The following is a 13,300-nucleotide window of genomic DNA, read 5'->3' on the forward strand; positions in this document are numbered from 1 at the left end:
CCCTGCCAAGGGCTACGGGGATATTTCGCTAACTTTCCATTTACAGTGTAATATTATCCACCTTTTTCCATTCAAAAAAATCCACCTTTTTGAAAATTTGCTATCTGTTGCCTGATGGAAACTAATGGTAGAATTCAATTATCAAATAAAACAGACGGCCGTCAGTGATAATGATAAATACAAAAAACAATATTTACCTATTGGGAGGACGAGTGTATGAAGCGTAAATTATTATCTACCGTACTTGCGGTAACCATGGCAGTATCCAGGCTGACCTGATGTGGACAGAGCAGAACAAATGAAGCAACAGGAACAGGCGCTGCAACGACAGATGCCAGAACAGAGACCTATCGTGTCCGGATTCCTATAGACAGCTGCGATTTTTCCCTGGCGCATTACGAAGCAGACGGGGAAGAGGCGGATGAGAATTTTGAACACTTTTCTTTTGAAAGAGTGGAAAAATACATTCTGCCACTGCTGGATGTGGCGGAGAAAGCTTACGGCGGGAAGCTGGATATCCTCCTGTCCCCCCCTGGAGTCCGCCGGTCTACATGAAGACCAATGGAGAGCGGAACAACGGCGGCAAATTAAAGCCGGAATACCGGAAGCGCTGGGCAGAGTATATCTGCCGTTACATTGAGGAATACCGCAGCCGCGGGCACCTGTGGCATTTTACACATTTCCTAAAGGCGGGAGCACAGCGGATCGGTGTTACCAGATACACAGATAAGATCGAGGTGACGGCGTTTGAAAAGGACGGGCGGATCACGGTGGTGCTTTTAAACCGGACGGAGGAAGAGATTCCGGTGTATCTGCGGCTGGGAGAGTACTGTGCGGAACTGACATCAAAGGCAAAGTCCATTATGACGGCGGAGATCGAAAAATAAGAAAATCGATATAGGCAATTATGAAAAAGACTGCGGGAACCGGGAGCGGAACCCACTGTTTTTGCGTATACGTCCGGGAGCAGGTTGACAGAACGGTGGAAATCGTAGTATTTTGAAACAGACCACTGTGGATAACGGTGTAGCGATAAAACCGGACAGAAAAAGTAAGTTACGACAGAAGAATGAGGATACAGACATATGAAGATCTATTTGGTACGGCACGGGGAGACGGACTGGAATCAGGCTGGTCTTTTGCAGGGGCAGACGGATATTGCACTCAATGCCCAGGGACTGGAACAGGCACGAGAGGCGGCGGAGCGGTTAAAAGAGGTTCCGTTTGAAATTGCATTTTGTTCACCACTGATCCGGGCGAAGCGCACGGCAGAAACTATCATAGGCGATCGGAAGATCACCCTCACCACAGACGAAAGACTCAGAGAACTGAATTTCGGTCCCTGGGAAGGCGTGGACATCCGGAGCATCAAGGATGCTGCCAGCCAGCCTTTTACTAATCCGGGCAGCTACATTCCCCCCGTGGGAGCAGAGAGTTTTGCACAGCTGTATAAAAGAAGCGGTGAATTCGTAGATCAGGTATTGCTGCCATTAGAAGGTACATATGAGACTGTGCTGGTGGTGGCCCACGGCGGGGTGAACCGCAGTATTCTGAATCCCGTTCTGAATATTCCTGTGGATGATTTCTGGCGTGTGCATATGGGCAACTGCGCAACTGCGATTCTCGACTGTACAGATGGAAAGCTGTCCTTGCTGGAATATACGGATAGCCAAAGCGCTAATACGAAGAGCAGACTGCTGTGAAGAAAGTCCAATATGAAAAAATCCTACATCGGATATATTCGCAGAATGCGGTTTCGCATGGCTCTGAATGGTTATCATGATGGAAAGGTGAGAAGTTAAGAATGCACATAGACAGAGAAGATATGCTGGAACTGACCAGAAGAATGACCGTGTCCCGCAACTGTTTTTCCAGAATTGCAGGAGCCTATATGGACGAAGAAGGGGTTATTGACGGTACTTTTAATACTCATTTTCTGAAGTTGTCCGGAAGCGAAAAAGAGAAAAATCTGAATATTGCCAAGACGGTGCCCTATTCCAATACCAATGTGAATCTGAAAAACTACCGGCTGGATCAGGGAGCCCGGAAACCGGGCAGCATTATGCAGTTATTGGAGGCATTACGGCAGTGCGAACTGAAAAATGATGCATTATTGTACTCCCTCTATGAATATATTGGGGAGAGATACCAGCCGGGATATCCTTATGCCGTTTATCTTTTCTTCGGCAGCTACGATGTACCCACCAAGGGAAAAGACAAAGAGAACCAGTGGGAGTCCGAGGAAGTCTATCAGTTTCTCATCGGCACGATCAGTCCGGTGACCGGAGACTACGAGGCCGGAAAACCGGAGGCGGGATTTTTGTACCCTGCCTTTGCCAACCACAGCACAGACATTGACGGTATCAATATCTATCAGGCGGAGGAAGGGGCACAGTTATTTGCAAAAATACTGGGCGTACAGGCTTGACAGAAAGGCATTTCTTCCCTATAATACGCTCTGGAACAAAATGAATAACCGGTCATAAAACCCGTAAGGGAGTGGATTTTTCAAGATATCGATCTTATTTTCGCCACACAGCAGGAATGTTGTGTGGCGTTTGTTGTATAAGGAGCAGAAAATGAACCAGACTTATATGAAAGAAAAGAAAATATTTCCCCTTGTGATGTCCATGGCACTTCCCATGATGCTGTCCATGGCATTTAATTCCCTCTATAACATTGTAGACAGTTATTTCGTGGCGAAGCTCAGTGAAGATGCCATGACGGCATTGTCTTTAGTCTATCCGGCACAGAACTTGTTGACGGCGGTGGCAGTGGGCTTCGGTGTGGGTGTGAATGCCATGATCTCCTTCTATCTGGGAGCACAGAATCAGGAAAAAGCGGATAAGACGGCAACCCAGGGCATGGTGTTGGGAGTATTGCACGGCGTACTGCTTATGATCTTATTCCTCTGCGGCATGAACTGGTTCTTAGGGATGTTTACGAAGAGCGATACCGTGCGGGCACTGGGCATGGAATATTCCAATGTGGTATTCCTGTTTTCCACCATTGTCACCGGAGGTATCACGTTAGAGAAAATCTTTCAGGCGGTGGGCCGGATGCGTGCCACCATGGTCAGTATGATTGCCGGATTTGTGACGAATATTGTGTTGGATCCGTTGTTGATCTTCGGTATCGGACCGTTTCCCCGGATGGAGATCGCCGGAGCGGCTTTGGCTACCGGAATCGGTCAGGTGATCACGTTATTAGTATATATCATCTATTACGTGTTGGATCCGTTGCCGGTAAAATTGCGCAGAACTTATCTGCGACCGGAAGGAGAGATCTGTGGCAAGACCTACGGCATCGGCATTCCGGCTACGTTGAATATGGCACTGCCGTCTCTGCTGATTTCCGCACTGAACGGTATTCTGGCGGCTTATTCGGGTGCGTATGTGCTGGTACTGGGCGTTTATTACAAGCTGCAGACCTTTATCTATCTGCCCTCCAATGGCATCATTCAGGGCATCCGGCCGCTGATTGGTTACAATTACGGTGCCGGAGAGCGGAATCGTGTGGAGCAGATCTACCGGTTGACGCTGGAACTGACTGCCGGGATCATGGCTATCGGCACGGCATTGTGCTGGCTGATCCCCGGAGGACTGATCGGACTGTTCACCGAGAATCCGGAGACTGTTACCATCGGTATTACAGCACTGCACATCATCAGTCTGGGCTTTATTCTGTCCGCTGTGTCGGTGACCAGCTCCGGCGCATTGGAAGCGCTGGGACAGGGCATGGCTTCCCTGGTGATCTCCGTGATGCGGTATGTGGCGGTGATCATCCCTGCGGCATTTGGGCTGAGCAGCCTGATCGGCGTCACCGGTGTGTGGTGGGCATTTGTCTGCACGGAGAGCGTGACTGCGGTGGTGGCGTATGTGTTGTACCACAGGGTGTGGAAGAGAGCGTAAAGCGGTCGTTCACCCCGCGCCATTCGCAAAATCGCCTCTTCGAGGCTTTCCGCTGCTACGCAGCTGCCTTTTGCTCATGAGATGGCGCTCCCCTCGTCGATTTGCACAGAGCCGGCTCCTTACGCAAGCGTAAAGCCGTCTCCGCACAAATCGACGGGTGAACTGATGTATACACAATATCTTGTATCCTTTAATTGACTTCCCCTACAAAGTATTGTAGAATAGACCGTGATAGGTTTTACGGGCGAAAGCCCATGGGGACACGAAGGTAAGGGGGTACATAAGATGTTTCAGGTAATCAAACGAGATGGTTCCAAAGCGGACTTTACACTGACGAAGATCAATGATGCCATTATGAAGGCTTTTACTGCGACGCAGATGAGCTACAATAATGACATTATTGATCTTCTTGCGTTACGGGTAACTGCGGATTTCCAGAAAAAGGTGGAGAATGACGAGATCCACGTGGAAGACATTCAGGACAGTGTGGAGCGTGTACTGGGACAGGCCGGCTATGAAGAGGTGGCGAAAGCGTATATTCTGTACCGCAAGCAGCGGGAGAAAATGCGTGCCATGAAGTCTACCATTCTGGACTACAAGGATGTGGTCAACAGTTATGTCAAGGTGGAAGACTGGCGTGTGAAAGAGAACTCCACGGTGACCTATTCCGTAGGTGGTCTGATCTTAAGCAACTCGGGTGCGGTGACGGCGAACTACTGGCTGTCTGAAATCTATGATGAAGAGATTGCAGAGGCACATCGGAATGCGGATATCCATATCCATGATCTGTCCATGCTGACCGGCTACTGTGCCGGATGGTCCTTAAAGCAGCTGATCAAGGAAGGACTGGGCGGCATCACCGGCAAGATTACTTCCGCTCCGGCGAGACACTTATCCGTGCTATGCAACCAGATGGTAAATTTCCTGGGGATCATGCAGAACGAATGGGCGGGAGCACAGGCATTTTCTTCCTTTGATACCTATCTTGCCCCATTTGTAAAGGTAGATAATTTAAGCTATCCCGAAGTGAAAAAATGCATCGAAGCATTTATTTACGGTGTCAACACCCCCAGCCGCTGGGGCACACAGGCGCCTTTTTCCAATATCACGCTGGACTGGACGGTGCCCGATGATCTGGCAGAGCTGCCGGCGCTGGTAGGCGGTGTGGAGATGGATTTCAAATATAAGGATTGTAAAAAGGAAATGGACATGGTCAACAAGGCGTTTATCGAGACCATGATCGAGGGCGATTCCAACGGCCGTGGTTTCCAGTATCCGATCCCGACTTATTCCATCACAAAGGATTTTGACTGGTCCGACACCGAGAACAACAGACTGTTATTCGAGATGACCGCAAAATACGGTACACCGTATTTTTCCAATTATATCAATTCTGACATGCAGCCCAGTGATGTCCGCAGTATGTGCTGCCGACTGCGTCTGGATCTGCGGGAACTGCGCAAGAAGACCGGAGGATTCTTCGGTTCCGGCGAGAGCACCGGAAGCGTGGGCGTTGTCACCATCAATATGCCCAGAATCGCCTATCTGTCTGCCAATAAGGACGAGTTTTACGCAAGACTGAACCACATGATGGACATTGCAGCCAGATCCCTGAAGATCAAGCGCGGTGTCATTACGAAGCTGCTGAACGAGGGACTGTATCCCTATACCAAGCGGTATCTGGGAACCTTTGAGAATCATTTTTCCACCATTGGTCTGATCGGTATGAATGAAGTGGGCTTAAATGCCAACTGGCTGAGAGCGGATATGAGCGATCCCAGGACCCAGGAGTTCACCAAGGAAGTACTGAACCATATGAGAGAGCGTCTGTCGGATTATCAGGAGCAGTACGGAGACCTCTACAATCTGGAGGCGACCCCTGCGGAGAGTACCACGTACCGTCTGGCAAAGCACGACAGAAAGCGCTGGCCCGGCATCAAGACGGCCGGAAAGCCCGGAGATACCCCTTATTATACGAATTCCTCCCATCTGCCGGTGGACTATACCGTGGATATTTTCGATGCACTGGATATTCAGGATGAATTGCAGACCCTGTATACTTCCGGCACAGTGTTCCATGCATTCCTGGGAGAAAAGCTTCCCGACTGGAAGGCAGCGGCTTCTCTGGTACGCACCATAGCTTCCAATTACAAGCTGCCCTATTACACCCTGTCTCCGACTTATTCCATCTGTAAGGAGCATGGTTATCTGGCGGGCGAAGTGAAGGTATGTCCTCACTGTGGGGCGAAGACCGAGGTCTACAGCCGTATCACCGGTTACTATCGTCCGGTACAGAACTGGAATGATGGTAAGCTACAGGAATACGCCAACAGAACAGAGTATGATATTGCACATTCTTCCCTGAAGCGTCCCACCAGAAGCGTGGTGACCTTGTCCAATTTTGCAGAAGAGGTGGATGTAAAAGTGGAGCAGCCGCAGAACATCAAGTATCTGTTCACCACCAAGACCTGTCCTAACTGTAAGCTGGTGAAGGAATATCTGAAAAATGTACCCTACGTGACCATCGATGCGGAGGAGAATATGGAGCTGGCAAGACGTTACGGTGTAATGCAGGCACCGACTCTGGTGGTGGTAAACGGTGACAGCCATAAAAAGTATGTAAATGCTTCAAATATCAAGAAGTACGTTGACCAACTGACATTAGTTGGGGTAGAATAGAAACAGGTCAGGAGGCATCGCCCGAAGGCGGTGCCTTTGCTGTGTAATAATATAAATTCAAAGGCAGATCTATTGCAGAACGGAGGAAATATGATCAACAAACTGATCACTCGAATCAAAGAAACCAACGCACCGATCGTGGTAGGACTGGATCCTATGATGAAATTCGTGCCGGAATATATTAAGAAAGCAGCATTCACTGAATACGGTGAGACACTGGAAGGTGCTGCAGAGGCCATCTGGCAGTACAATAAGGGGATTGTGGATGCTATTTATGATTTAGTACCCGCTGTGAAGCCTCAGGTGGCAATGTATGAGCAGTTCGGTATTCCCGGCATGGTGGCATTTAAGAAGACTGTGGATTATTGTAAGGAAAAAGGCCTGATCGTCATCGGCGATATCAAGCGCGGCGATATCGGATCCACTTCCGAAGCATACGCGGTAGGACATCTGGGCAAAGTACAGGTAGGCAGCAAGAGCTATTACGGTTTTGATGAAGATTTTGTAACCGTGAACCCTTATCTGGGATCCGACGGTGTAAATCCTTTTGTGAAGATCTGTAAGGAAGAGAAAAAAGGTATTTTCGTACTGGTGAAGACTTCCAATCCTAGCAGCGGCGAGTTCCAGGATCAGCTGGTGAACGGCAGACCTCTGTATGAGCTGGTAGGAGAAAAGGTAGCAGCCTGGGGAGCTGACTGTATGGGTGATTCCTACAGCTATGTAGGAGCTGTCGTAGGAGCAACCTATCCTGAGCAGGGAAAGGTACTGCGTAAGGTAATGCCCAAGGCATTTATTCTGGTGCCCGGTTACGGTGCACAGGGCGGTAAGGGCGCAGATCTGGTACATTTTTTCAATGAAGACGGACTGGGTGCCATTATCAACTCTTCCCGTGGCATCATTGCCGCATACCAGCAGGAGAAATACGCACAGTTTGGCGAGCAGAATTATGCAGATGCTTCCCGTGCGGCAGTACTGGATATGCGTGAAGATATCGCACAGGCGCTGGCAGCACGCTAGGCAGAAGACAGCTACTATTCAGAGTCTCATTCGCAAAATCGTCTCTTTGAGACTTTACTTTTGGCTCTGAATAGTGATAAATGTATGGGGTGTCCACAAGCGGACAGATGGGAGAACAGAGGATGAAAGAAAAGTTATATATTACCTTCCACTCGGAGGATGATATCAGACATTTTGTAGATACCTGCAACGAATTCGACGATGCAATCGACATCCGTATTCAGAAGATGGCAATGGATGCAAAGTCACTTTTGGGAATGCTCCTGATGAAGACGGAGGAACCGCTGGAGATCGAATATGCCTGCTATGATGATGAAGACAATTACGAAGAATTCAAGCAGGCCATCCTGGAAAAATACGACGTAAAAGTCGTACAGGCTACGGAAAAGCAGGCAGAAGATAAAATTGTTTGAAAAAATTGAAAAATTCTATTGACATTTTCGCCCGCAGCAGTTACAATACATACTGTTGCAGGCGAAAACCTGTAAATGAAATGTACGTGTAGCTCAGCTGGATAGAGCGTCTGGCTACGGACCAGAAGGTCGTGGGTTCGAATCCTGTCACGTACATCTAAGGCCCCGGAGATGATGTCTCCGGGGTTTTTATTTACGCGAGCAACGAGCCAAAGTCCGTGCTTGCACGAGACCTTGGCGACTGCCGCGATAACTTGAGAAACTCGCAAAGCGTGTTTCTCATAGTTTTGCATTTTAGAAAAGTTTTAGAAATACTTCCCGATCCGTATATTTACGTGGTACTTATGTCATGCTAAAATGATGATGTAAATGGAGGAAGTCGTGAAAGTATGAACAAACAGGAATTTGTGGACCGACTGCGGATGGCGCTGAATGGGCGTGTTTCTCCCGGTCTGGTCATGGATAATGTAAATTATTACCAGGATTATATAAATACAGAGATCCGCAAGGGCAGGACAGAAGAGGAAGTCTTAGAGAGCCTGGGAGATCCCAGACTGATCGCCCGCACAATCATTCAGACCAACGGTGGAGACAACCGTTCCGGATACCGGAACACGGTCTACGGCAACGGAGAGTATCGGGAGGCTGCCGGACAGAATGTCCATCGTAGTTATACAGAGGAAGAGGATGGCTACGGAACACACCAGAGTAAGGTGGGAAATGTTCTGGCGAAGCTTCCGGGCTGGGTGTGGCTGATCCTTGGGATTCTGGTGGTAGTATTGATCTTCGGTGCGGTATTTTCCGTATTGTCTTTTCTGGCACCGGTACTGATTCCGATTGTGGTAGTATTGTTCCTGGTGAAATTATTTCGGGACTGGCTTAACTAGCAACTATATAAATCAGCTATTCATAGTCCCTCAATTCGCAAAATGCCTCTGCGAGGCTTACTTTTTGCTCATTGAGGTTACTTCGTCAAATAAATATAATCGGAGTACCTTACAGATGCGAGCATCTGACGGTTGCTCCGATTATATTTATTGACTCTGAATAGTTCCAACGTAAAGAGCCACCAGGGGGAAGTTGGTGGCTCTCATGAGGGGAGTATAAATAAATAATACATAAGGGTGCAAATAGAATCATGAAGGGGTTTCTATTTACAATTATGATTATAGTACTAATGATATAAAAATGCAAGAAGAAATTTAGGCCTAAAGTACCATATTTTTTGGGCATATTTTTGTGCGAAATAGACATACTACTCCTGTAACTAAAAAGATATTTCCTATCAGGAGGTCACAAATATGTCTAACAATTATGAACAGAACAATCAGAACAATCAGAACAAGTATAACAACTCTTATGACGAGAGCGAGAACAGTAAGAACTCCCAGAATAAGCAGAACAGCCAGAATCAGAATAAGAATAAGAGCAACAACAGGGAGCAGAACAAGAGCTGCTAATCGGGTGCATAATTTTTCAGGGGCTGCCGCAAGGCAGCCCTATTTACATATTTTCAGAATCCATATATAATAACTTTATATGTGCAATAATTGATGACTAAGATCCGGAGGAACGAATGAGACGTTTTGAATTGATTGCTCCCTGCCATTTCGGTATGGAATCAGTATTAAAAAGAGAGATCACAGATCTGGGATATGATATTACAGAAGTGGCGGATGGTCGTGTCACCTTTTTCGGAGATGAGGAGGCTTTGTGCAGAGCAAATATTTTTCTGCGGACGGCAGAAAGAATCCTTATCAAAATCAGAAGTTTTCATGCGGAGACTTTTGAAGAACTGTTTCAGGGCACGAAAAATCTTCCCTGGGAAGAATACATTCCGAAGGACGGCAAATTCTGGGTGGCCAAGGCAGCTAGTGTAAAGTCCAAATTGTTCAGCCCCTCGGATATTCAGTCCATTATGAAAAAAGCAATGGTGGAGCGGCTGAAGGCCCAGTATGAGATCAGCTGGTTCCCTGAAGATGGAGAAAATTTCCCTGTCCGGGTATTCCTGATGAAGGATGAAGTGACCGTGGGACTGGACAGCACCGGAGAGTCCTTACATAAGAGAGGATATCGTAAGCTGACGGCAAAAGCCCCCATTGCGGAGAATCTGGCTGCTGCACTGATCGAACTGACTCCCTGGAATGCGGGCAGGATCCTGGTGGATCCCTTCTGCGGAAGCGGCACCTTCCCTATTGAGGCAGCCATGATGGCAGCCAATATGGCACCCGGCAGGAACCGCAGTTTTACGGCGGAAGAATGGCCCCATATCATAGGGAAAAAGGTGTGGTATGATGCCATGGACGAAGCGGAAGAGATGATCGATCTGTCGGTGGAGACAGATATTCAGGGCTATGATATTGACGAGGATATGGTGAAGATCGCCAGAGAAAATGCACGGATGGCGGGTGTGGACAAGCTGATCCATTTCCAGCGTCGTGGTGTGGAAGATCTTCATCACCCGAAGAAATACGGCTTTATTATCACCAATCCTCCCTATGGAGAGCGTTTGCAGGATAAGAGTCAGATGCCGCAGTTGTACCGTACCATCGGAGAACGATTCCGGGAACTGGATTCCTGGAGTATGTATCTGATCACTGCCTATGAGCAGGCAGAGAAGGATATCGGCAGGAAGGCGGACAAGAACCGCAAGATCTACAACGGAATGATGAAGACTTATTATTATCAGTTTCTGGGACCGAAGCCTCCGAAGAGAAGAGACGTTTAGAAGAAATGAAAAATTTACTGCAGATCAGGGATCAACAACAGAATAGACGCATTACATTGATCCTCTGGCTCCTGCTGGGAAGTATGTCTATGGGCATCATGCTCTGGACGGCAGCGCATAAGACGGTGGTGATCTCTGCGTTAAGTCAGGAACAGGGCGGTCTGGTCACAGAGAATCAGGCGGAACGGTCCCATGAAATGCAGCTGGCCATGGCGGAAGACAGGAAGGCAGAACGGGAGATCTGTATACCATTGGAAACCGGTACGAAAGCGGAAAATGTAGTGGTGGAAAATCATTACATGGAAAGGGAACTCTGGATCTATGTGCAGAACGGCAGAAAATCTTTTTACCGGGAACATCAGCTTACCGGAGATTTCAGCCTGGTGGGAAACGGCATCTGTGAAGCACAGAACGAGGGCGTATTGCTCAGATTGTCCATGAAGGAGATCCTGGAGTATCACAGTACTCTGGAAGAGGGAACTCTGAAGATCGATTTTGTCAATCCCAGAGAATCTTACGACCGGATCGTAGTGCTGGATCCCGTGGGAGGCGGAAGGGACAGAGGCGTTGCCGATTCCGGATGTGAGGAGAAGAACATCGCTCTGGAGGTGGCAAGACAGACGGCACAGCTGTTGGAAGGAAGCATGGTAAAAATATATCTTACCCGTACAGAAGATACAGAGGTCGCACAGGAAGTAAGGCGTAGCTTCGCTGACTGGGTGGATGCAGATCTGTATCTGGAGATCGGACTGTCAGCAGATGATGCACAGGAGAGTACCTACGGCATCCGGGCAGAATACAATGATGAGTATTATCTGCCGGATTTCGGAAATGTACAATGGGCCGACTGCGTGACCAGACAAGTGACGGTGGCTTCCAGCAACCGGGCCATTGGATTGTTCCCGGCGGAGGAAGATGACATTCTGTGGCAGCTTAAGATCCCGGCAGCCAGAATTTCTCTCGGATATGTGACCAACAGCAGCGAGAGACAGCTGCTGGAACAGGAAAGCTATCAAAAAAAGCTGGCGGAAGGTATTGCAGAAGCTATTTCCGAGGTTTATACTAATACGCAATGATGACTATATAAGAACACAAATGCGGCAAGGAGTTAATATGCAGGGAAGAATCGTATTCGCGACCGGCAATGCCGGAAAAATCAAAGAAATCCGCATGATCATGGAGGATACCGGTCTGGAAGTCGTATCCATGAAAGATGCGGGCATTAAAGCAGATATTGAAGAAAACGGTAAGACCTACGAAGAGAATGCACTGATCAAGGCCCGTGCGGTGGCTGCTTTTACGAAAGATATCGTGATGGCGGATGACTCCGGACTGGAGATCGATGCCCTGAATAAGGAACCTGGAATCTATTCTGCCAGATATCTGGGAGAGGATACGCCGTATTCCATAAAAAATGCAAATCTGATCCAGAGACTGGAAGGAGTGCCGGAGGAAAAGCGTACTGCCAGATTCGTCTGTGCCATTGCAGCAGTGCTCCCGGACGGCAGAGAACTTACCACAAGAGCTACCATCGAAGGGCGGATCGGATATGAAGAGAAGGGGACCAACGGATTCGGTTACGATCCTATTTTTTACGTACCGGAATTCGGCAAGACTACGGCGGAGTTGACAGAAGAAGAGAAGAACCAGGTCAGTCACAGAGGTAAGGCATTGGAGCTGATGAAAGAGGAACTGAAGAAATATGAAGATACTGATCGTAAGTGATACCCATAAAAAGAATGAGAATTACTTCAAAGTACTGGAGATGCACCACCCGGACATGGTGATCCACTGCGGAGATGCGGAGGGCAGTGAGTATGCACTTTCTTCTGCGGCAGAATGCCCGGTTTATATCGTTCTGGGCAACAATGACTTTTTCTCGGATCTCCCCAGAGAGATCACACTGGATATCGGATCCTACAAAGTATGGGTGACCCACGGACACAATTATTATGTATCCATGGGAAATGAGACCATCAAAAAAGAGGCCATTGACCGGGGCATTGATATCGTGCTGTACGGACATACCCATCGGCCGGTGATCGATATTGATGATGACATCATTGCCGTGAACCCGGGAAGTCTGTCCTATCCGAGACAGGAGGGACGCCAGCCTTCCTATGCGATCATGGAGATTGACAGAGAGGGAAAGGTGCATTTTACGATTGCTTATCTTCGCCAGTGATGCTTCAAACTTCTCTCTTGACAGATAGAAAATCTCTGGGTTATAATAACATTTGCGTTGCGGAAATCCGCGATAACGCAGCTTCGGGGTGTGGCTCAGCTTGGCTAGAGCACCTGGTTTGGGACCAGGGGGTCGCAGGTTCGAATCCTGTCACCCCGACGTGTAACTTGGATTTTGTATTTATTTTTCAAAAAATTAGTACAAAACTGTTGACAAATGATGTCGGATAAGTTACAATATGCTTCGTCGGTTTGCTGATGTAGCTAACAGACAGATATGTGTTCGTAGCTCAGCTGGATAGAGCAACGGCCTTCTAAGCCGTGGGTCGGGGGTTCGAATCCCTTCGAGCACATTTGAGATAAGGAAG

The 13,300-nt window shown here is 48.2% G+C and carries 13 protein-coding genes and 3 tRNA genes; all 16 read left to right on the plus strand.

Annotation, left to right across the window (positions count from 1 at the left end; all coding sequences use genetic code 11):
- Positions 1 to 461 precede the first annotated feature (461 nt).
- The 16 genes from DW835_RS18200 to DW835_RS08695 all read left to right on the plus strand — a co-directional run bounded on the left by DW835_RS18200 (position 462) and on the right by DW835_RS08695 (position 13,285).
- A complete protein-coding gene (locus DW835_RS18200) occupies positions 462 to 887 on the plus strand; it encodes a glycoside hydrolase family 30 protein (protein ID WP_227063562.1) in 426 nt (141 codons plus the stop codon).
- A gap of 198 nt (positions 888 to 1,085) precedes the next feature.
- Entirely contained in the window at positions 1,086 to 1,703 is a 618-nt protein-coding gene (locus tag DW835_RS08630; RefSeq protein ID WP_117465930.1) for a histidine phosphatase family protein, read from the plus strand.
- A 101-nt stretch (positions 1,704 to 1,804) separates the two neighbouring features.
- On the plus strand, positions 1,805 to 2,428 hold the full coding sequence (locus DW835_RS08635; protein ID WP_118668691.1) for a DUF4317 family protein: 624 nt from the start codon (positions 1,805 to 1,807) through the stop codon (positions 2,426 to 2,428).
- 151 nt (positions 2,429 to 2,579) lie between these two features.
- Positions 2,580 to 3,911 carry an MATE family efflux transporter gene (locus tag DW835_RS08640; RefSeq protein ID WP_117465928.1) on the plus strand — a complete coding sequence of 444 codons (1,332 nt, stop codon included), beginning with the start codon at positions 2,580 to 2,582 and terminating at the stop codon, positions 3,909 to 3,911.
- A gap of 285 nt (positions 3,912 to 4,196) precedes the next feature.
- Entirely contained in the window at positions 4,197 to 6,590 is a 2,394-nt protein-coding gene (locus DW835_RS08645; protein WP_022312040.1) for a ribonucleoside triphosphate reductase, read from the plus strand.
- 90 nt (positions 6,591 to 6,680) lie between these two features.
- Positions 6,681 to 7,607, plus strand: coding sequence for an orotidine-5'-phosphate decarboxylase (gene pyrF, locus DW835_RS08650; RefSeq protein ID WP_022312039.1), 927 nt, complete (start codon positions 6,681 to 6,683; stop codon positions 7,605 to 7,607).
- A gap of 122 nt (positions 7,608 to 7,729) precedes the next feature.
- Positions 7,730 to 8,020, plus strand: coding sequence for a hypothetical protein (locus DW835_RS08655; protein WP_117465927.1), 291 nt, complete (start codon positions 7,730 to 7,732; stop codon positions 8,018 to 8,020).
- 82 nt (positions 8,021 to 8,102) lie between these two features.
- Positions 8,103 to 8,176: transfer RNA gene (locus DW835_RS08660), tRNA-Arg, on the plus strand.
- Between the two features lie 233 nt (positions 8,177 to 8,409).
- Complete coding sequence (locus tag DW835_RS08665) at positions 8,410 to 8,907, plus strand: DUF1700 domain-containing protein (RefSeq protein WP_117465926.1); 498 nt, start codon at positions 8,410 to 8,412, stop codon at positions 8,905 to 8,907.
- Positions 8,908 to 9,321: 414 nt separating this feature from the next.
- Positions 9,322 to 9,480, plus strand: coding sequence for a hypothetical protein (locus DW835_RS17975; protein ID WP_181968675.1), 159 nt, complete (start codon positions 9,322 to 9,324; stop codon positions 9,478 to 9,480).
- A gap of 116 nt (positions 9,481 to 9,596) precedes the next feature.
- The gene (locus DW835_RS08670; protein WP_118730986.1) at positions 9,597 to 10,748 is read left to right on the plus strand and encodes a class I SAM-dependent RNA methyltransferase; all 1,152 of its coding nucleotides are present in this window, start codon (positions 9,597 to 9,599) and stop codon (positions 10,746 to 10,748) included.
- A gap of 5 nt (positions 10,749 to 10,753) precedes the next feature.
- Positions 10,754 to 11,824: an N-acetylmuramoyl-L-alanine amidase gene (locus tag DW835_RS08675; RefSeq protein ID WP_022312034.1), complete on the plus strand. Its 1,071-nt coding sequence runs from the start codon at positions 10,754 to 10,756 to the stop codon at positions 11,822 to 11,824.
- 37 nt (positions 11,825 to 11,861) lie between these two features.
- Positions 11,862 to 12,473 carry an XTP/dITP diphosphatase gene (locus DW835_RS08680; protein WP_118503557.1) on the plus strand — a complete coding sequence of 204 codons (612 nt, stop codon included), beginning with the start codon at positions 11,862 to 11,864 and terminating at the stop codon, positions 12,471 to 12,473.
- Positions 12,451 to 12,933: a metallophosphoesterase gene (locus DW835_RS08685; RefSeq protein ID WP_118730987.1), complete on the plus strand. Its 483-nt coding sequence runs from the start codon at positions 12,451 to 12,453 to the stop codon at positions 12,931 to 12,933. Before DW835_RS08680 ends, DW835_RS08685 begins: the two co-directional genes overlap by 23 nt.
- Positions 12,934 to 13,017: 84 nt before the next feature.
- Positions 13,018 to 13,092: transfer RNA gene (locus DW835_RS08690), tRNA-Pro, on the plus strand.
- 119 nt (positions 13,093 to 13,211) lie between these two features.
- Positions 13,212 to 13,285: transfer RNA gene (locus tag DW835_RS08695), tRNA-Arg, on the plus strand.
- The last annotated feature ends 15 nt before the right edge of the window (positions 13,286 to 13,300 follow it).

The sequence above is a fragment of the Clostridium sp. AM34-9AC genome, assembly GCF_003480225.1.
GTDB classification, from domain to species: domain Bacteria; phylum Bacillota; class Clostridia; order Lachnospirales; family Lachnospiraceae; genus Acetatifactor; species Acetatifactor acetigignens.